This is a genomic window from Arachnia sp. (assembly GCF_057238465.1).
The window spans coordinates 128,859-148,050 of sequence record NZ_DBHHFZ010000008.1 but is presented as its reverse complement, the minus strand read 5'-3'; the positions used below and the strand labels follow the sequence as shown (position 1 = coordinate 148,050).

Here is a 19,192-nt window from a genome sequence, read left to right as displayed (position 1 = left end):
TCCCTTCCTATACACGAATCGCGGAGGTTCAACGGTTCAACGTCGCCACACGACGTCGAACCGTTTTTCTCCCGCGATTCGTGAACAGGAGGCGGGGTTAACTGGTCCGGCCGCGGCTCGGCCTCCCGGGCTCTGCGATTCGTGAACAGGAGGAGGGGTTATGGTTTCGACACGGGCAGCTCCTTCGTCGCAGCCCGGCTCAACCAGCTTTGATCAAGTCGTACCGGGCCCTGACTGCCCCAACCCCTAAGCTGGGGCGCATGCTGATTCCCCCCGCCCACGACCCGATGAGTTCGCTTTTCATCTCGGAGGTGGGGAGGACACTCGCGGAGTTCCTCGACGGGCAGGCCGGTCTCGCGGAACGAACTGGCGCGACGGCGGTACTGGATGCCGCCCGCGTCTGCGTCGCGGGTGGGAAACGGCTGCGTCCCGCCTTCTGCTACTGGGGATACGTCGCGGCCGCCGGACGGCCCACCGACCCGGGCCCGCTGCTGCGCGCTGCCGCTTCCCTCGACCTGCTGCACGCCTCCCTGCTGGTTCACGACGACCTGCTGGACGGCTCCGACACCCGGCGCGGCGCGCCGTCGGCCCACCGCCGTTTCGAGGCTCTCCTGCCGGGGCCCCGGGCCGCCCGTTTCGGGGAGGCCGCCGCGATCCTGCTGGGTGATGCCCTGTTCTCCTGGAGCGCGGAGATGTTCGAGGGCGCCGGCCTTTCCCCGGAGGCCGTTCGCCGCGCCGCCCCGGTGCTCGCGACGATGCGCAGCGAGGTGCTGCTCGGCCAGTACCTCGATGTCGCGGCCGCGTTCGGGATCACCGACCGCTCCACCCCGCAGGCCCAGGCGGACACCGCCGACAAGGTGCTGGAGTTCAAGTCCGCCCGCTACTCGGTGCGGCGCCCAGCCGAACTCGGCGCGACGCTCGGTGAGGCCCCGCCGGGGCTGCTGGCGGCTCTCGGCACCTACGGTTCCCTGCTGGGAAGGGCCTTCCAGCTGCGCGACGACATCCTAGGTGTCTTCGGGGATCCCGGGATCACGGGCAAACCCGCGGGCGATGACATCCGGGAGGGCAAACGCACGGTGCTGGTGCTGACGGCCCTGGAGAACGGCGACGCCCGCCAGCACGACACCCTGGATTCCCTCCTCGGCGCCCCCGGGCTCACCGAGGAGGGTCTTGCGACCGCCCGGGAGATCATCGAGGCCACCGGGGCTCGGAACTCCTGCGAGGAACTCATCGCCCGTTCCACCACGGATGCCCTGACCGCTCTGGAAGGAGCCGACATTGATGCAGAGGGACGCTCGGCCCTCATCACACTCGCCGGACTGGCCACCGATCGTGACCGGTGAGCTGCGGGGCCTGACCGCCGACCAGGTGGCGGAGCGGGTCAGGGAGGGAAAGGTCAACACGCTGCCGGAACGTTCGGGGCGCACCACCTGGCAGATCGTCCGCGACAACGTTTTCACGCGCGTCAACGCGATGCTGGCGGTGCTGTTCGTGATCGTCGCCACGACCCTGCAGTTCGCCCAGGGGGCGTTCGCGATCCTGATCGTCGCCAACTCGATCATCGGCATGATCCAGGAGCTGCGAGCCAAACGCACCCTCGACAACCTGGCCGTGATCGGGGAGGCCCATCCCGTCGTGCTGCGCGACGGGCAGCGGGTCTCCCTGCCACGCGACGAGGTGGTGGCCGACGACCTCATCGCGCTGTCTCCGGGCGACCAGGTGGTCGTAGACGGCGAGGTGGTTTCCGCCGACTACCTGGAGGTCGACGAGTCGATGCTGACCGGTGAGGCCGATCCGGTGGCCAAATCCGTGGGCGACGAACTCATGTCGGGCGCCTTCGTCATCTCCGGTTCCGGCGTGTACCGGGCCACGAAGGTCGGCGCCGAGGCCTACGCGGCGCAGCTGACCGCGCAGGCCGCCAAGTTCACGCTGGTCAATTCCGAGCTGCGGGCGGGCATCGACCGCATCCTGAAATTCGTGACCTGGTTGCTGATCCCTGCGGGGTTGCTCACCATCTGGGTGCAGTTCCGCCAGCCGGGCACCACCTGGCAGGAGTCGGCGCTGCGGATGGTGGGTGCCCTGGTGCCGATGATCCCCGAGGGTTTGGTGCTGCTCACGTCGATGGCCTTCGCGCTGGGTGTGATCCGGCTGGGGCGCCGCAAGTGCCTGGTGCAGGAGCTGCCGGCCATCGAGGGGCTGGCCCGGGTGAGCGTGGTGTGCGCGGACAAGACCGGCACCCTGACCCAGAACGCCATGACCCTCGGCGAGGTGATCCCCCTGGCCGGGGGCACGGACGAGGTCACCGAGGTGCTGGCGCAGCTCGTCGCCGCCGATCCGGCGCCCAACGCATCGATGGCGGCCATCGCCGAGGCCACCCCCGCGGCCTCCTCACCGTGGCAGGTCACGGCCCGGGCGCCGTTCACCTCGGCCAAGAAGTGGTCGGGGGTTTCCTTCGGCGCACACGGCGACTGGGTGCTGGGCGCACCCGACGTGCTGGCCCCGGCCGATGTGGCCGCCCGCGCTGAGGAGATCGGCTCCACGGGCCGCCGGGTGCTGCTGCTGGGCCGCGCCTCCGAGCCCGTCGACTCCCCCGGCGCGCCGGGTGTGGTCACACCGGTTGCGTTGCTGGTGCTGGACCAGCTGGTCCGTCCCGACGCCGCCGACACCCTCGCCTATTTCAACGATCAGCACGTGGCCGTGAAGGTGATCTCCGGTGACAACGCGGCCTCCGTGGGTGCGGTCACCCGTTCCCTGGGGGTGTCCGTGGCCGAGGCCGTGGACGCCCGAACCCTGCCCACCGAGGGCGAGGAGTTCACGGAGAGGATCGCCGGGGCCGACGTGTTCGGGCGCGTCACCCCGCAGCAGAAACGCGCCATGGTCAAGGCCCTGCAGTCCCGGGGCCACACCGTCGCCATGACCGGTGACGGCGTCAACGACGTGCTAGCCCTGAAGGACGCCGACCTGGGGGTCGCGATGGGGTCGGGTTCCCCCGCCACCCGGGCGGTCGCGCAGATCGTGCTGCTCGACGACCGGTTCGCCACCCTCCCGCACGTGGTGGCGGAGGGCCGCCGGGTGATCGGCAACATCGAGCGGGTCGCGAAACTGTTCCTCAGCAAAACGGTCTACGCGGTCTTCCTGGCCCTGGTGATCGGGTTGATGGGGCTGCCCAACCCATTCATCCCGCTCCAGATGACCGTGGTCGGCTGGTTCACCATCGGCATTCCCGCCTTCCTGCTGTCGCTGCCCCCCAACAAGGAACGGGCCAGGCCGGGTTTCGTGCGCCGCGTGTTGTCGCTGGCGGTTCCCTCGGGCGTGATCATCGGGACGGTTTCCACCGTCACCTACGTTGTCACCCGCGGTTTCGGGGCGGTGTCGGCCGTCGCTCAGGCACAGGCCTCGACGGCAACCCTGGCGGCCCTGATCATCACGTCCGTCTGGGTGCTGGCCGTGGTGGCGCGCCCGTGGGTGTGGTGGCGGCTCGGCCTGGTGGTCGTCTCCTACGCCTTCTACCTGGCCATGTTCCTGATTCCGTGGGCGTGGCTGCGGGACCAGCTGCTGCTGAACCTCGACAACCCGTCGACGATCCTGTTCGGGGTCGGAGCCGGGCTGATCGGGGCCGGACTGGTGGAACTCGTGTGGTGGTTGACCGCCAGGCACCGGGGCGAACCGGCGCGGATCTGGCGCGGCTCAGACGAGGGCTGACAGGCCCGACAGCAGGCCGTGCCGCCACCAGGAGAGGTCATGGCCGCCGCGGAACTCCTCCGCTGAGACCAACCGGCCGGTTCTCTCCGCGATCCCGGCCAGCCGCCGGGCGCCGCGGATCAGGCCGCGTTCGTCGGTGCCTGCCTGGATGACCAGTGGCACTCGCAGCGTCCTCGTGCCCGCGGCGAGACGGCGCAGCAGGGTGCCCTCCGCCTCCGGGGCCGGGACGGGATCGCCCGCGAACCACAGCGACGCCGACTGGGCGATCACGGCGGTGACCAGGTCCGGCCGGTGGGTCGCGAGTTCCACGCACGCCAGGCCCCCGAAAGACTGCCCGGCGGCGATCACTTCGCGGCCCGCCCCGGCAAGTTCCCGGGCGCGTTCCACCAGCGGGGCGCAGCCCCGAGCCGTGGTCAGCCACGCGGCCCGCTGCCGGCCCTCCCCGGTGTCGACCGCGACGACGGTGTGGCCGAAACCGGCGGCCCGCAGCGCGGAGGCCACCCCCGCCAGGCGCCAGCGAAGCCCGTCGAACAGCACCAGGGTCCGGTCATCCCCCGGCAGCACCGCGAATCTTCCGTCATCGTGCAGCCGCCACCGCTGCTCGGCCTCGCCTGCCGGGGCCCACGAAACGGGGCAGAAGTCGGGGCCACACCACACCGACTGTTCCCGCAGGTCGAAGGCGGGCAGGGTTTCGGGGTTGAGCGGATCCGGTTCACCCTCCTGGTGCACCCTCATCCAGCCCTCGCGGGTCGCGCCGATGTCGCGGGGCACCTCGTCGCTGCGCCAGTAGCGGTAGGAGTAGCAACCGTCGGCGGGCAGCCACCAGGACAATGTCTGGATCCCGGTGTCCCCGAACGGGGTCATGACGGCGGGATCCAGCCGGGTGCGGATCGCATCGGTCAGGCTGTTGACGTGCACCAACACCTCACGGCCCCGGGGTTCGTGGGCCACGAAGGTCACCTCCACCATCTCCACGCCATCAATCACGCACCGCTTCCCCATGACCGGGGAGTGGTCCGGCAGCTCCGGCAGCTCCGGGGTCGCGGGGTGCGGGGCACCCGTGGCGGACAGGGGTGTGGGTGGCAGGTGTGTGGTCATCGCGGCACCACCATCGGGGTTCCGGTGACCGGGTCCGGGACGACGAGCACCGGGAGTCCGAAGACGTTCTCGATCAGCTCCGCGGTCAACACCTCCGTGGGTGGGCCCGAGGCCACGATCGCCCCGTCCTTCATCACCACCAGGTTGGTGGCGAACCGGGTGGCCTGGTTCAGGTCGTGCACCACCACGACGACGGTACGTCCGGCGTCGCGGAGCCCGCGCACCAGTTTCAGGACCTCGTACTGGTGGGCGATGTCCAGGAAGGTGGTGGGTTCGTCGAGCAGCAGCAGCGGTGTGTCCTGGGCGAGCACCGTCGCCAGCCACACCCGCTGCACCTGCCCGCCGGACAGCTCGTCCACGTCGGCCCGCTGCAGATCGGTCAGCCCGGTGACCTCAAGGGCCGAGGCCACGGCCCTCTCGTCCTCCTGGGACCACCTGGACCAGAACCTCTGATGGGCGAACCTTCCCCGGCTCACCATGTCCAGCACCTTGATGCCCGGCGGCACCGACTGGCGTTGCGGCAGGAACCCGAGTCTGCGGGCGACGGCGGTGGTTCGCAGCTGGTGGATGTCGGTTCCTCCCAGGTACACGTATCCGGCCTTGGGGGCGAGCACCCGGGCCAGGGCCTTCAGCAGCGTCGACTTGCCGCACCCATTGGGTCCGATGAGCATCGTCAGTTCCCCCTCGGGCACCTCGAGCGTGATGTCCTCGATCACGACCTTCCGGTCGTAGCCGAGCCGCACCGACGAGGCGACCAGCGGGAACTCCTGGGCGGTTCCGGTCATTTCTTCCTTTCCTGTCCGTTCAGGAGCAGCAGCAGATAGGCGCCACCCAGCAGACCGGCCGTCACCCCCACCGGGAGCTGCAGGCCACCCGGCAGGTTCGCCCCCACCAGGTCCGCCGCCACCAGCAGCGCCGCCCCCGTGCCCGCTGCGACACCCGCGGGAGCGGTCGGTCCCTTCAGGAGCCGGCGGGCCACGTGCGGACCCGCGAGCGCGATGAACGAGATGGGCCCGGCCACCGCGACCGCGGCCGCGGTCAGCGCGACCCCGACGCCGGTCGCCGTCCACTGCGTGAAACGACGGGAGACCCCCAGCCCGGCGGCGAAGTCCTCTCCCGGGGCGGCGGCGTCAAGGTGCCGCGAGATCAGCAGGGCGAACGGCAGGATCACCGCGAACAGCACGGCGCCGACCGCGGCGTGGCTCCAGTTGCGGGCGTTGAGGGTGCCGGTCAGCCACAACCGGGCCGAGGTCGCGGAGTCGCTGTCGGCCCGGGTGAGCAGCAGCACCGTCACCGGTTGAATCAGGGACGCCACCCCGAGACCGATGAGGATCAGGCGGTTGCCGCCGCCGAATCCCCTGGGCGAGAGCACCCAGGTGAGCAGGGCGGCCCCCAGGCAGCCGATGATCGCCCCGACGGCCGTGCCCCACCCGAAGGATCTGAAAACTATGACGGAGGCCACGGCCCCCAGCGCGGCGCCGCCGGTCAGACCGATGATCTCCGGGGAACCCAGGGCGTTGCGCGACAGCGCCTGGAACAGGCAGCCGGCCGTGCCCAGACATGCCCCGACCACCAGGCCGGTGACGGCCCTGGGCATCCGGAACTCCCACAGCAGGAGCATGTCGGCGCGTTCCCCCACCCCGGCCAGGGCCGCCCAGAACTGCTCCGGGGTCATGTTCACGGACCCGGAGAACAGCACGGCGACGGCCCCGAGCAGGGCAACACCCCAGACCAGGGCCGCGACCAGCCAGGTTCGTGGGCGGGCCCGGAAGCTGACGGGCCCGAGCCGCACGGACCGCACCTGCGGACTCACAGCTGCACCCCCCGTCGCGCCCGGGCCAGCCCGATGAACAACGGCGCCCCGAGCAGGGCACACATCAGGGCGGCCTGTACCTCGGCGGGCGGGTTCACCACCCGGCCCAGCACATCGGCGGCCAGCAACGTCACCCCACCCAGCAGGGCCGAGAACCAGACCAGCGCGCGATGCCTCGGCCCGAAGACCAGCCGGGCCGCGAAGGGCGCGATCAACCCGAGGAAGGAAACCGGCCCCACGAGGGCCGTCGCCGCCGCGCAGAGCACCAGGCAGGTGAGGGCCACCAGCATCCGGGCCCGGCCGGCAGCGAGGCCGAGCCCCTTGGCGAACTCCTCCCCCAGGGCCAGGGCGTCCATGGACCTCGCCAGCAGAAGTGCGGCCAGAAACCCGAACCCGAACGTTCCCGCCGCGGCGATCACCAGGTCCAGTGGCCGCGGTGCCACGGCCCCTGCATCCCAGAAACGGAACTCGGTGTAGATCCTGGGGTCACTGAGCAGCATGAACGTGGTGATTGCCGAGACGACCGCACTCCAGGCGGCCCCCACCAGCACGATGCGAACCGGGTCGTGGCGTCCCCGCCAGGCCCCGGAGGCCCCGGTCACCACCAAGCCGCTGAGGAGCGCACCCGCCAAGGAGACCAGCATCAGAATCGCGATCGGCAGGGAACGGGCGAGGCCGAGACCGATGGCGACGGCACAGGCCGCGCCCGCGTTGACCCCCAGCAGGCCGGGTTCCGCCAACGGGTTGCGGGTCAGCGCCTGCACCAGCACCCCGGCGACCCCGAGGGCGGCTCCCGCGATCAGCGCTATCAGGGTCCGGGAACCGCGCATCCCGAGCACTATGAGACGCTGCTGCCCGGTGCCGCCGCCGGAGAGCACCGCCATCACCTGCTCGGCGGGCACCTCGCCGGACCCGAAAAGGAACGACGCCAGGACCAGGCAGGGCAGGAGCACCACCAACCCGAGCAGCACCCAGGCGGGCCTGCTCACTTCTGGTAGGCGGCCGCCAGGGTCTCGGCCATGGCGAGCGCACTGTAGTAGTCCAGTTTGAAACTGGAGATCCCGAGCGGAATCAACCTGCCACTGCTGACGGTTTTGGAGGTGTTGTAGTTGGAGTCGCCCTTCATCTGCTCGACGGTTTTGTCGTCGCCGGAGACGAGCAGAAGGGTCTCGGAGGTGAGCGCCTGCACGCTCTGCTCCACCGTCGCGAACACGAAGTCCTTGCGGTTGGCTCCCTCCTCGCCGCTGCTGGCGGGCGCCTCGGCGAGCTTGAAACCGAGCGCCGAGAAGATCTCGTCGTGGGGACCGCCCGGTTTCGCGAAGGACAGGCCGTTGGACGGGGTGTAGACGATGGCCTGCACCGCCTCGGTGGGCACCCCGCTCATTCCGGCCTTGAGTTCCGTGAGCCTCGAGTTGAAGGTGCTGGTGAGTTCCTCGGCTCTGGCCTGCGTGCCGGTGACATCGGCCACCTGCCGGGTGACGGCCTGCCAGCTCTCGGAGTTGTAGTTGATGGCGACGGTCGGCGCGATCCTGGACAGCGAGTCGTAATCGTCCTTGGTGCTGTCCCCACCCGTGGATGCGATGATGATCAGGTCCGGTTTCTCCGCGGTCACGGCCTCGATGTCGAGTTTGCTGTTCGCGTACAGGGCTTTCACACCGCGTTCCTTGGCGGTGGCCGACCAGTGGGAGAAGAAACCGACGTCGTCGAATCCCTCGGCTCCCGGTTTCGACGCCCCGGAACCGATCACGGGCGCGCCCAGCGCCAGGAGGGTGCCGGTCAGCACCACGGATGTGGACACGATCCGTTTCGGGGTGCCGTTGATGACGGTTTCCCCGAGGTCGTGGGTGATGGTGCGGGCGCTCGCGGGCGACGAGGCGTCCCCTCCCCCGGAGGTTCCCCCGGATCCGCAGCCCGTGAGCCCCAGCGCCAGCAGGGCCGGAACCAGACCGGAGAAGGTGCGCCTGGGTATCGGGTTGAACAGTGGATTGGTCATGTGATGAAACCTCATTCGCTAGCGAGGATAGGCAAACCTCACAGTAGCAATTCGAGGCTGGTCGACCCCGGGGGTTTCACGCCCGGACCGCGAAGTCCAGGTAGTCGTCGTAGGCCGGGTCCTCTCCCCACGCCCGCCGCAGGATCTCGTCGATCTGTTCCAGCTCCTCCACGGTTCCGCCCTCGGTGAGCCAGACGCGCCGGACCCCTGCTTCCGCCAGGGCCTGAACCGATCCGGCGTCGAGCCCGCCCGCGGCGAACCAGGGAACCGAATCCCGTCGCAGCGGGGGCTGGTTCTCAACCGCGGCCTGCAGCAGCGGCGAACCGGGAAGCGTCCCGGGAACCGCCAGGAACTGGAAGGCCCCGTCCGGTTCGGTGATCTGCCCCCGCTCCTGGACAACCTGTCCGAGCAGCGCCCACTGGTGCGGACGCGACCTGTCCTGCTCGCCCGGGAAGAGGACCCGCACGTCCGCCTCGATCTCCGGGGTGTCGACGGCCAGCAGCACCCGCTGGCCGAGGTAGCGTTGCAGGTCCCGCAGGATCTTCAGGTCCCTCCTCCGGTCGACTACGCCACCGGTGGTCAGCACCGCCACGTCGACCCCTCCTATGACCAGCCCCGGCAACCGGTCCCCGGCCTCGGCCAGGGGAAGTTGCACCGCCACGCGTGCCAATAGGATTCGTGAACGCAGGCTGTGCAATACCGTCATGCGAGAAGCCTACGCGGCGCGCCCAGAACTTCCCCATCCCGGTATCGGCCTACACTCAATACTGGTCGAGCCCATCGCCCAGACCCAGATCCCCTACCTTCCCCAGGAGACCGCGGTGAACAAGAGCAGTACCTACGACCCGATGGTCGGAAGCGTGCTGGATGGTCGCTACGAAATTCTCGCGAAACTCGCACGGGGTGGCATGGCGACGGTCTACCGGGCTCGCGACGCCCGCCTCCAGCGGACCGTCGCGGTCAAGATCATGCGCACCGACCTCGGTGAGGATGACGAGTTCGCCGCGAAGTTCGACCGGGAGGCGCGTTCCGCGGCCCTGATCAACCATCCCGCGGTGGTCAGCATCTTCGACCAGGGCATCTCCCAGGGACAGCCGTACATCGTCATGGAGTTCATCGACGGCGAGACCCTGCGCAGGCTCATCGCCCGCGACGCCCCCCTGGAGCCGGTGCTGGCGCTCGACTACCTGGAACCCATCGCCTCGGCCCTGGCGGCCGCTCATGACGCGGGGATCGTTCACCGCGACATCAAACCCGAGAACGTCATGATCTCGACCCGCGGCCACGTGAAGGTCGCGGACTTCGGCCTGGCCCGCCAGACCGAGTCCCCGCAGATGACCGCCACCGGGGTCCTGGTCGGCACCGCCTCGTACCTGCCCCCCGAGCTGGTCACCCACGCCCGCCCGGATTCGCGCAGCGACATCTACTCGACCGGTATCGTCCTGTTCGAGTTGCTGACGGGCAAGAAACCGCACATCGGCGAGAACAACTACCAGATCGCCTACGCGCATGTGAACGTCGACGTGCCCGCCCCTTCCACAAAGCTGCGCGAGCTGGGGTTCCCGGGTTTCATCCCCGACTACCTCGACGCCCTGGTGGCCGCCTGCACCGCTCGCGACCCGCAGGCCCGCATCGCGGACGGCCGCGAACTCATGGACAAGCTGCGTCGGGTACGCACCGAGCTGGGGAGCAACCCGGGACAGCACAACCCGGCGCTGGCGGCCCAGTTGCGTCCCCTGCCCGGTGACGGCAACGCCGTCACCCAGCAGATCTCGCCGCGTCCCGAACCGCGTCCGCGTCCGCTCAAGGAGCTGCCGTCGGTTCCCGTCCGTCCCCGGTCCGCCGGGACACCCGATCCGGTCGTGGAGGAGGTCTCCCCGGATGCGGTGACGGCCATCGTGCAGCCGCAGTCCCTCCGGTCACCGGCCTCTGCACCCTCGCCGCGGTCCGCGACCTCGGCCAGGTCGGCGTCCTCCGCGGGGGAACCGCCCCGGGCCACGCTTCCCGGTCCCGGCAGGAACGGTTCCCCAAGTTCCCACCGCACGCCGATCTTCCCCCAGTTCTCCCAGGACCCGATCTACCGGCGCCGCCGGGGCATCATGCTGTTCGTCCTGGTGCTGGTCGTCACGGCGATAATCGTCTCCGTCTCCTGGTGGTGGGCCGAGGGACGGTTCACCACCACCCCCGAGGTGACCAACATCCCCCAGGAGCAGGCGCTCCAGGCCCTCAAGGCCAACGGTCTCGAATACACCACCCAGGAGGCGTTCTCCGAGGACGTCGCGGTGGGTTCGGTGATCAGCACCGACCCGGCCGGAAACGCCAGGACCCTCCGGGGCACGAAGGTCGCGGTGACCGTTTCCAAAGGTCCCGAGCGCTACGCGATGCCTGAAGTGGTGGGGCAGGAACTCTCCCGGGCCCGCTCCGCCATCGAATCGACGAACCTGGCAGTCGGGCAGGTGAAGGAGGACTGGTCGGAGTCCGTCGAGGCCGGCCTGGTGATCTCCGCCAGCGCATCGGCGGGGGATCTTCTGCCCCCCGGCGCCAAAATCGACCTGGTTGTCAGCAAGGGCCGCCAACCCATCACCATAAAGGACTACAAGGGAACCGACGCCGACCAGGCCAGCAGGGAACTCAAGAAACAGGGCTTCACGGTCGAGGTTTCCGAGGAGCACTCGGACACCGTCGCAGCCGGGCAGGTGATCTCCCAGGATCCCGCCAGCGGCACCGGGCATCGCGGCGACACCGTGAAACTGGTCAAGTCCCTGGGCCCGGAGATGGTGACCGTGCCGGACGTCGCCCGCAAACGCACCGACGAGGCCCAGAAGGAACTGGAGGGCGCCGGATTCAAGGTGGAGGTCCAGAACAACTCCATCTTCCCCGCGCCGCTCGGGTTCGCCTCGGGAACCAACCCCGCGGCCGGTTCAGCGGCCCCCAAGGGCAGCACCGTCATCCTCTACGTGACATGACCCCGAAATCCTCCCCATTCCCGAAAGGCACCTCCCCCACGAAGCCACCTCCGGGCCGGGGGATGGTTCCTCCCGGTTCCCGGGAGACGCAACCAATGCCGTCCTCGGCCGGGAATTGCCTATAGGCTGTCGGCGTGGATTCGAACCGTCGGTTTCTGCCGTCATTTGCCCTGTTGTTGGCAGCGGCCGCCTGGGGATCGACGGTCGTGGTGGCCAAAGGTGCCTACGAGTCCTCAATGACACCCGCCCACCTTCTGATCTCCCGGCTCACCCTGACCGCCCTGTGCCTGCTTCCCGTTTTCCTTCCCCATCTCAGGATGAAACGCAGAACCTGTGTGCGGGGCCTGATCCTCGGCCTGATCTTCAACACGGGCCTGGTGCTCCAGATGGTGGGGCTGGAACACACCCCGCCTTCGCTCTCCGGGTTCATCACGGCGAGTTACGTGGTCTTCACCGCGATCCTCACCCCCCTGATCATGAAACAACCCACCCCGGGACGCACCTGGATCGCGGTTTCCCTGACCTTGGCCGGGATCGGCATCCTGGCCCTCGGAAATGACGGCGGCGGGAATGCCGGGTTCGGTTTCGGCACGGCCATCACGCTGCTGGGGGCGGTGCTCTTCGCCCTTCACATCATCTTCCTGGGGCGCTGGGTGGAGCCCGAGACGGTGCAGTCGCTCACCCTGATGCAGGCCCTGACTGGGGCGGTTGGGATGCTCTGTTTCCTGCCCTTCGCCGACTACCAGCTGCCCGCGACCTGGGATCTGTGGTGGCCGGTGCTCTACCTGGGTATTTTCTGCGGGGCCGTCACGCTGTTCCTGCAGAGCTGGGCGCAGAGCTACGTGCCCGCCACCACATCGGCGGTGATCATGTGTTCGGAACCGATGTGGGCCGCCGTGTTCGCCATCGGGTTCGGCATGGAGGAACTCACCTGGCAGGTTTTCCTGGGCGGGGGTCTGGTTGTGGTGGCGCTCCTGTTGACCGCCTGGCCCGGGCGTCGCGCCAGGTTCCTGGAGACGCTCGTCGAGGAGTTGCGTTCGCGACGCGCCCGCCGTGGAAATTGAGCCGTTTCTACGGTAAGACTTTTACCCATGGATTTGCAGATCCTGTTCTGGGTGATCGTCGTGGGTGTCATCGGTTTCCTCGTGACACGAAACATTCTTCGCGGCCTCGCCCTGAAACGCCTCGGCTGGAGGTGGGTGGATCATCCCGATCTCAGGATCACCGCCGGGTTGAACCACTCGCCGTTCGGTCTCGGGTTCAACAGGACGGTCAAGGACCAGGTGGTGGGCAGGTCCCACGAGGGAGTTCCCTTCCAGGCGTTCCGGTACGGCAGCGATCACTGGAAGGACCGCAATCACATAGTCTGCGTTTCCCTCCCCCACCCGATGCCACCCTTCTACCGGTTCACCACGCGGTCCCCGCTGCCCGCGCTCGACGGCCCGCCGCCGTCCGACGACACACAGATCATGTTTTTCCTCGAACAGGACTACGGCAGGGCGGTGGCGGAGGCCATCGGCCCCTTCCTGCCGGAGCTGGGGGCCAGGCAACTCACGATCGACCACGACCAGCTGGTGATGTTCGGGGTCAGGAGCGACCTGAAATCGCTGGAGGCCGCGGTGGAGCTGCTGGTCCGGATCCAGAAGGCCATCGCATCCTCCCCCGCGGTGAGTCACGAGTACGAGAGCGCACCCCTGCAGGTCTCCTTCACCGATCACCCCGACTGGCAGTACCTGGACTGCGACAATTCGCTGCTGAGCCACCTGCCCCTGGAACGGGGCGGCTACGACCACGAGGTGGTCAATGTCGTGCAATCCCTGGAAGGGCCCATCACCTTCATCCGCGTCACCCACAACTGGAAAACCCGGAACGCGAAGAACAAGTGGATCAGCACCAGGAAACACACCGAGCACTTCTGTTGTTTCATGATCGATTTCAAGTTCATCCCGATCTCGGTGAACATGGGACACGGCAGAGTTCAGAAGTTCGAGTCCATCGATTTCAACGAACGCTTCAAGGTGCGCTGCCCGAGCGCGCGGTTCGCATCCGATGTGTTCCACCAGCGTCAGATCGAGCACCTGCTGAGGGCCTCCCCGGTGGGGTTCGCGATCACACCTGAGGGCGACATCCATGTCACCGACGACGAATGGTTGCCGGAACAGACCGGCGCGATGCTGGTTTTCTTCCAGGAGTTCTTCGGCTGGATCCCGGATTTCGTGTGGCAGGAGCTGGGGGCATGGCCCCGGCCGGTCCCGAAACAGAGTGGCTGAGGGGCCCTGCGGGAGAACCACACCCTCCGGGGAAGGGCGTGGAGCGACATTTTCCGGCGGTCGGCGGGGACGATTTCACCGGGCGCGATTGACACCACTTCCTGCCACACTGGAGGAGTGGCGTTGTTCCTTTTCTGTTGTCTGCTCATCGGTGCAGTCATCGCAGGCCTCGTCCTGGTTCCCCGGCACCTTCGTCACAGCACCCTTCAACGGCTCGGCTGGTTCTGGAACGACAAGCCCGACCTGCGCATCACGGCCGGGCTGAACCTACCCCCGTTCGGCATCGGGATGAACCGGATTGTGAAGCAGCAGGTGGTGGGAAGATCCCGGTCCGGGCTCCCCTTCCAGGCCTTCCGGTACAGCAGCGACTTCTGGGACGGGAAGCAACAGGTCGTCTGTATGCCGCTGCCGCACTCGATGCCGCCCTTCCACCTCTTCCACGAATCAGTCCCGATTCCCGGGGTTCAGGGCCTGATCATGGATGCCTGGGGACCCATAAAGGCGGTTTTCCAGGATGAAACCTACGGGCGCGCCGTGATCGGTGCCCTCGCCCCGCTGCTGCCCTCCCTCGGATACAACCGACTGACCATCGACCACGACCAGTTCGTGCTCCTGGATGTCGACCAGGAGATGAAGGCGCTCCGGCTGGCCGTGGAGTGGCTGGCCGCGGCTCACGCGGCCATCACCGGCTCCCCCGCCGTCGATCACGAATGGGAACCGCCGCTGCCGTACGTCTCCTTCGCGAATCATCCCGACTGGGAATTCGTGGGACGCGACGACTCGCTGGCCCCGCATCTCCCCCTGAGCACCCCGGACGGCCAGGTGTTCAACATAGTGCGTTGCCTCAGGGGTCCCATTTCCTTCATCCGGGTCACCCACCAGTGGCAGACCGTGGCTTACGTCAACCAAACAACCACCACTGTTGAGAACCACATCGAGAATTTCTGTGGTTTCTGGGTCAATTTCAACTTCATCCCCATCTCGGTGAATATGGCAGGCTTCGGTGACGTTCAGAGCTTCGAGTCCATCGATTTCAACGAACGCTTCAAGGTGCGCTGCCGGAGTCCCCGGTTCGCCTCCGACGTGTTCAACCCGAGGCAGCTCGAGTTCTTCCTGCGTTTCCTGAGGCTGTCCTTCGGCATCGATCAGAACGGGGTGATCACCGCCCGCGACCCCGAGTGGCCGCTGGAGCGGGTGGAGATGATGCTGTTCATCCTCCACGGTTTCTTCGGCCGGATACCGGATTTCGTCTGGCGCGAACTCGGCATCTGGCCCAGGCCGGTTCCGGAGATCGACGCCCTGCCGCCGGGGCGCTGAGGGAGGTCACACGGAGCCGTCACAGTTCCCGGGCCCGGAAATCCAGCATCGGATTGCCCCGGTTCCGGCGTCCCTTGCGGAGCCTGGTGGCGACGGTGAAGGCCAGTTCCAGGCTCTGGTTGCGGTTCAGCCTGGGATCGCACACCGTCTCGTAACGGTCGGCCAGGTCGGTTTCCTCGAGTTTCGAGGCACCACCGACGCATTCGGTGACGTCGTCGCCGGTCAGTTCGACGTGAAGGCCTCCCGGCCAGGTTCCGAGGGAGTCGTGGACGTCGAAGAAACCACGGACCTCCTCCACCACATCGTTGAAGGAACGGGTTTTGTAACCGTTGGCGGCCTCGAAGGTGTTGCCGTGCATCGGGTCGCACACCCACGCGACCTTGCGTCCGGTCTCCTCCACCCCCTCGATCACCCGCGGAAGCACCTCGCGCACCCGGTCGGCGCCCATCCGGGTGATGAAGGTGATCCGCCCCGGTTCCCGGTCGGGGTCGAGGCGGTCGGCCAGTTCGACGGCCTGCTGGGCTGTGGTGGTGGGACCCAGTTTGATTCCCAGCGGGTTCCGGACCCGCCGCAGCAGCTCCACGTGGGCGCCGTCCAGCTGGCGGGTGCGTTCCCCGATCCACAGCATGTGACCCGAGCAGCCGTAGACCTGCTGTGACCGGGAGTCGACCCGGGTCATGGCCCGTTCGTACTCCAGCAGCAAGGCCTCGTGTGAGGCGTAGAAGTCGATGGTGGACAGCGCCCTGTCATCCACCCCGCAGGCGACCATGAAGGCCAGCGCCCGGTCGATCTCCGCGGCCAGTTCCTCGTAGGCCGTCTCCACCTCGGAGTTGCCGACGAAATCACGGTTCCAGGTGTGCACCCCACGCAGATCCGCGAAACCACCTGTCACGAACGCGCGCACCAGGTTGAGGGTGGCCGCGGAGGCGTTGTAGAGGCGAATCAGGCGTTCCGGATCGTGTACCCGGGCCTGTTCGGTGAAGTCGAACCCGTTGATGGCATCACCCCGGTAACTGGGCAGGGTGGTTTCCCCCCGGGTTTCCGTCGGTTTGCTGCGGGGTTTGGCGTACTGCCCGGCGATCCGCCCGACCTTCACCACCGGAACCTGGGCGGCGTAGGTCATCACGACGGCCATGGACAGCTGCACCAGCAGTTTGTCCTTGATGTGCTGCGCCGTGACCGCTTCGAAGGATTCAGCGCAGTCTCCGCCCTGCAGCAGGAAAGCCCTGCCCTCCGCGACCTCCGCGAGCTTGGCGCGCAAACCGTCGCACTCCCCCGCGAACACCAACGGGGGCAGTTTCTCGACGATGTCGATCACGCTGTCCAGCGCAGCCTCATCCGGATAGCTGGGCTGCTGAAGCATCGGCAGGGATCTCAACTCGGCCCGGGACATGATCGACGACATGGCGGGAAGACTACTCCACTTCACTCGTTCGGATCGTGGAGTCCCTGATCAATGGCGTAGAGGGTCAGTTCCACGCGGTTGTGGAGTTGGAGTTTGCGCAGCACGTTCTGCACGTGATTCTGGACGGTGCGGTGGGAGACGAACAACTCCTCCGCGATCTCCCGGTAGGCCAGGCCCTTCGCCACCTGCCGCAGCACCTCCACCTCGCGGGTGGTCAGCACCGGGCCGTCGTCGTCATGGCTGTGGGCGACGTTGACCATCCGCCGGAACTCACCCAGCACCAACCCGGCCAGACCGGGGGTGAACACCGCATCCCCCGCCGCGGTGCGCCGCACCCCCTCGATCAGTTCGGCCTTGGAGGCCGATTTCACCAAGTACCCCCGGGCGCCGGATTTCATCGCCCGCAGCACGTCATCCCGTTCGCCGCTGGCCGATATCACCAGCACCCGGATGTCCGGGAACTCCTGCACCAGCAGTTCGGTGCAGGTCGCCCCGTCCGGGGCGGGGATCTGCAGATCCATCACCACCACGTCGGGACGGGTGGCGCGCGCCCGCTGCAGGCACTCCGTTCCGTTCTTGGCGACGGCCACGATCTCGAAGCCCTCCTCGGTGAGGTCCTCGCCCAGCGCCTCGATCCACATGGGGTGGTCGTCCACCAGCATCACACGGCTCCGAGTGATTTCGTTCACACCTCTCCCACTTTCACCGGGAATCGCAGTTCCCATTCGGTGCCCTCTCCCAGCGTGGACTTGACCACGGCGGTTCCTCCGAGCGCCGTCATCCTGCCCACTATCGAATCCCTGATCCCGAGACGTCCCCGCTCCCCGGCGGAGGCGGCCTCGGAAAGATCCATTCCGACCCCATTGTCGCGCACCCAGAGGATTACTTCCGAATCCTCCTCCTGATCCAGCAGCACCCACGCCTTCGCGGTGGGCCCCGCGTGTTTCTCCACGTTCTTCAACGCCTCGACGAGAGCGGCCTCCACCTCCTCCGCTATGAGCCTGGGAACCAGGACCTGACCGGCCATGGTCGAGACGACCACCTTGGTGCTCTGGAATCGGTCGAGAGCGGCCGCCAGGTCGACCTGCCGGGTGGCGTTCTCGTTCAGGATCTCCTTGTCACGGATGAGGTTGCGCAGTTGGGTCTCGGATTCGTGGGCCAGCTCCGCCAGCCGCAGCCCGCGCGGCCCAAGTTCGGGGCCTTCCCGTTCCACGAGGGCCAGCACCTGCAGGGCGCCGTCGTGGACGATCCTCGCCAGGCGTTCCCTTTCCCCCAGCGCCACGGAACGGATCCGAGCCCGTTCCTGTTCGGTGATGGTGTGTTTGAACTGGGTGATGAGCACCCCCACGCAGATGCTCATCAGCAGGATGGCGAGCACCAGGTCGATCCGCGAGATCGTGACCCGCGGCGGGATCATCAGCAGGGGCATCGCCGTGGCCAGGGTGGCGGTGGTCCCTGCCGCGGTTCCCCGCAGCACGGCCGCGTACAGGCAGCACCCCGCCATCCAGTACCCGGCCAGGGAGGTCTGCCCGTAGGGTTGGGCCGTCACCAGGGGGGTGGCGAAGATCAGGGAACACGTCACGGCGCCGTCGGCCAGGTGCACCCACAGGTTCCGGTCAGTGGGGCGGCGCAGCAGGAAGGTGACGAAGAACGTCCACAGCAGGATGACGGCCATGGAAACCAGCAGCCCGGCCTGGTTCTTGGCCGTCGGGTAGACGACCCAGAGGGAGACGGTCACCGTGTGAATCGCCAGCACCACGCGCACCGTCGCGGTGACGACGAAAACCCGCCCCAGCACGTCGTAGTCCTTGCGGAACCAGGAGGAAGCGGCCTGGACCCAGCCCAGGCGCGCCGACGTCGGGGGCGTCCCGGGCATCACTCCTCGCTCGCCGCCGGTCTGGGCCCGCCCCCGGGACGGGGCCGCAAGAATTCGTCGGAGCCCTTGTCCTTGAGGTCGCCGTACTTGACCCGGATGGCGTAGACGTCGGCGTATTCCTGGCCGGTGAGGCGTTGGATGGCGGCCTGAACCTCCTCGGTGACCCAGCGCAGGGTGCGGGTCTCGGATTCCCGGCCCTTCAGATCGGAGAAGTCCAGCGGCTCACCGACCACGACGACGGGGCGCCGCACCCAGGGGATGCCGAGGAAACCCCTGACGGTCTGGGTGCCGATCAAACCGACGGGCAGCACCGGGGCGCCGGAGGCCAGCACCATGCGCGCCATCCCGGTCTTGCCCTTGTACAGCCTGCCGTCCGGGGACCGGGTCCCCTCCGGGAAGATGCCTATCACCTTGCCCGCGTCGAGCACCTCGAAGATGGCCTTCAGGGAGGCAGCCGAGGCCCGGCCGCCGCCCCGGTCCATGGGAACCATTCCGATGGCCTTCAGGAACCAGGCCACGATGGCGCGGCCGAGGTTCTTGCTCCCGTCGAACAGCTCCGCCTTGGCGGGGAAGGTGACCTTCCGGGGCAGCATGGCGGGGATGATCACGGGGTCCATCGTCGCGATGTGATTGCTCACCAGGATCGCCCCGCCGCTGGTGGGCACATTCTCCGCACCGTGGATCCGGGCGCGGAACCCGAACCGGACCAGCGGGCGGAAGATGAAGATTTTGAAGAATTTGTACCACATGGG

The 19,192-nt window shown here is 67.8% G+C and carries 16 protein-coding genes; 6 read left to right on the top strand and 10 right to left on the bottom strand.

Annotated elements, in window-relative coordinates:
* The first annotated feature begins 260 nt into the window (after positions 1–260).
* Positions 261–1,343 (top strand): polyprenyl synthetase family protein, encoded by a 1,083-nt coding sequence (locus tag ACO6D6_RS09925; protein ID WP_484785104.1) that lies wholly within the window; start codon positions 261–263, stop codon positions 1,341–1,343.
* Positions 1,282–3,702, top strand: a complete 2,421-nt coding sequence (locus tag ACO6D6_RS09920; RefSeq protein ID WP_484785103.1) for an HAD-IC family P-type ATPase — start codon at positions 1,282–1,284, stop codon at positions 3,700–3,702. Before ACO6D6_RS09925 ends, ACO6D6_RS09920 begins: the two co-directional genes overlap by 62 nt.
* On the opposite strand, the gene ACO6D6_RS09915 is transcribed toward ACO6D6_RS09920, so the two are convergent.
* From ACO6D6_RS09915 to ACO6D6_RS09890, 6 genes are all read right to left on the bottom strand, one after another.
* Complete coding sequence (locus ACO6D6_RS09915; RefSeq protein WP_484785102.1) at positions 3,688–4,800, bottom strand: enterochelin esterase domain-containing protein; 1,113 nt, start codon at positions 4,798–4,800, stop codon at positions 3,688–3,690. The two genes, ACO6D6_RS09920 and ACO6D6_RS09915, sit on opposite strands and share 15 nt — an antisense overlap.
* Positions 4,797–5,585 (bottom strand): ABC transporter ATP-binding protein, encoded by a 789-nt coding sequence (locus tag ACO6D6_RS09910; protein ID WP_484785101.1) that lies wholly within the window; start codon positions 5,583–5,585, stop codon positions 4,797–4,799. The genes ACO6D6_RS09915 and ACO6D6_RS09910 overlap by 4 nt, the downstream gene beginning before the upstream one ends.
* Complete coding sequence (locus tag ACO6D6_RS09905) at positions 5,582–6,613, bottom strand: FecCD family ABC transporter permease (protein WP_484785100.1); 1,032 nt, start codon at positions 6,611–6,613, stop codon at positions 5,582–5,584. Before ACO6D6_RS09905 ends, ACO6D6_RS09910 begins: the two co-directional genes overlap by 4 nt.
* Entirely contained in the window at positions 6,610–7,602 is a 993-nt protein-coding gene (locus tag ACO6D6_RS09900; protein ID WP_484785099.1) for a FecCD family ABC transporter permease, read from the bottom strand. The genes ACO6D6_RS09905 and ACO6D6_RS09900 overlap by 4 nt, the downstream gene beginning before the upstream one ends.
* Complete coding sequence (gene fepB, locus ACO6D6_RS09895) at positions 7,599–8,606, bottom strand: Fe2+-enterobactin ABC transporter substrate-binding protein (protein ID WP_484785098.1); 1,008 nt, start codon at positions 8,604–8,606, stop codon at positions 7,599–7,601. Before fepB ends, ACO6D6_RS09900 begins: the two co-directional genes overlap by 4 nt.
* Before the next feature lie 76 nt (positions 8,607–8,682).
* A complete protein-coding gene (locus ACO6D6_RS09890) occupies positions 8,683–9,312 on the bottom strand; it encodes a hypothetical protein (protein ID WP_484785097.1) in 630 nt (209 codons plus the stop codon).
* Between ACO6D6_RS09890 and ACO6D6_RS09885 the strand changes: the two genes are divergently transcribed.
* From ACO6D6_RS09885 to ACO6D6_RS09870, 4 genes are all read left to right on the top strand, one after another.
* Positions 9,311–11,572: a PASTA domain-containing protein gene (locus ACO6D6_RS09885; RefSeq protein ID WP_484785096.1), complete on the top strand. Its 2,262-nt coding sequence runs from the start codon at positions 9,311–9,313 to the stop codon at positions 11,570–11,572. The two genes, ACO6D6_RS09890 and ACO6D6_RS09885, sit on opposite strands and share 2 nt — an antisense overlap.
* A gap of 134 nt (positions 11,573–11,706) precedes the next feature.
* The gene (locus ACO6D6_RS09880; protein ID WP_484785095.1) at positions 11,707–12,636 is read left to right on the top strand and encodes a DMT family transporter; all 930 of its coding nucleotides are present in this window, start codon (positions 11,707–11,709) and stop codon (positions 12,634–12,636) included.
* Between the two features lie 27 nt (positions 12,637–12,663).
* Complete coding sequence (locus ACO6D6_RS09875) at positions 12,664–13,842, top strand: hypothetical protein (RefSeq protein ID WP_484785094.1); 1,179 nt, start codon at positions 12,664–12,666, stop codon at positions 13,840–13,842.
* A gap of 117 nt (positions 13,843–13,959) precedes the next feature.
* On the top strand, positions 13,960–15,159 hold the full coding sequence (locus ACO6D6_RS09870) for a hypothetical protein (RefSeq protein ID WP_484785093.1): 1,200 nt from the start codon (positions 13,960–13,962) through the stop codon (positions 15,157–15,159).
* 19 nt (positions 15,160–15,178) lie between these two features.
* Here the strand turns inward: ACO6D6_RS09870 and ACO6D6_RS09865 are convergent, their stop codons facing one another.
* Genes ACO6D6_RS09865 through ACO6D6_RS09850 form a run of 4 tightly spaced genes read right to left on the bottom strand, consistent with a single transcriptional unit; the run spans position 15,179 to position 19,189 of the window.
* Positions 15,179–16,564 (bottom strand): class II 3-deoxy-7-phosphoheptulonate synthase, encoded by a 1,386-nt coding sequence (locus tag ACO6D6_RS09865; RefSeq protein WP_484785092.1) that lies wholly within the window; start codon positions 16,562–16,564, stop codon positions 15,179–15,181.
* Positions 16,565–16,584: 20 nt separating this feature from the next.
* A complete protein-coding gene (locus ACO6D6_RS09860; protein WP_484785091.1) occupies positions 16,585–17,253 on the bottom strand; it encodes a response regulator in 669 nt (222 codons plus the stop codon).
* Positions 17,250–18,440 (bottom strand): sensor histidine kinase, encoded by a 1,191-nt coding sequence (locus ACO6D6_RS09855; RefSeq protein ID WP_484785090.1) that lies wholly within the window; start codon positions 18,438–18,440, stop codon positions 17,250–17,252. Before ACO6D6_RS09855 ends, ACO6D6_RS09860 begins: the two co-directional genes overlap by 4 nt.
* Positions 18,440–19,189 (bottom strand): lysophospholipid acyltransferase family protein, encoded by a 750-nt coding sequence (locus tag ACO6D6_RS09850; RefSeq protein WP_484785089.1) that lies wholly within the window; start codon positions 19,187–19,189, stop codon positions 18,440–18,442. Before ACO6D6_RS09850 ends, ACO6D6_RS09855 begins: the two co-directional genes overlap by 1 nt.
* Between the last annotated feature and the right edge of the window lie 3 nt (positions 19,190–19,192).

Bases quoted from the DNA above. Each gene is read 5' to 3' on its own strand.
- ACO6D6_RS09890 (WP_484785097.1), bottom strand. From the start codon at position 9,312: ATGACGGTATTGCACAGCCTGCGTTCACGAATCCTATTGGCACGCGTG.
- ACO6D6_RS09910 (WP_484785101.1), bottom strand. From the start codon at position 5,585: ATGACCGGAACCGCCCAGGAGTTCCCGCTGGTCGCCTCGTCGGTGCGG.
- ACO6D6_RS09850 (WP_484785089.1), bottom strand. From the start codon at position 19,189: ATGTGGTACAAATTCTTCAAAATCTTCATCTTCCGCCCGCTGGTCCGG.
- ACO6D6_RS09920 (WP_484785103.1), top strand. From the start codon at position 1,282: ATGCAGAGGGACGCTCGGCCCTCATCACACTCGCCGGACTGGCCACCG.
- fepB (WP_484785098.1), bottom strand. From the start codon at position 8,606: ATGACCAATCCACTGTTCAACCCGATACCCAGGCGCACCTTCTCCGGT.
- ACO6D6_RS09865 (WP_484785092.1), bottom strand. From the start codon at position 16,564: ATGTCGTCGATCATGTCCCGGGCCGAGTTGAGATCCCTGCCGATGCTT.
- ACO6D6_RS09885 (WP_484785096.1), top strand. From the start codon at position 9,311: ATGCGAGAAGCCTACGCGGCGCGCCCAGAACTTCCCCATCCCGGTATC.
- ACO6D6_RS09925 (WP_484785104.1), top strand. From the start codon at position 261: ATGCTGATTCCCCCCGCCCACGACCCGATGAGTTCGCTTTTCATCTCG.
- ACO6D6_RS09855 (WP_484785090.1), bottom strand. From the start codon at position 18,440: ATGCCCGGGACGCCCCCGACGTCGGCGCGCCTGGGCTGGGTCCAGGCC.
- ACO6D6_RS09915 (WP_484785102.1), bottom strand. From the start codon at position 4,800: ATGACCACACACCTGCCACCCACACCCCTGTCCGCCACGGGTGCCCCG.
- ACO6D6_RS09875 (WP_484785094.1), top strand. From the start codon at position 12,664: ATGGATTTGCAGATCCTGTTCTGGGTGATCGTCGTGGGTGTCATCGGT.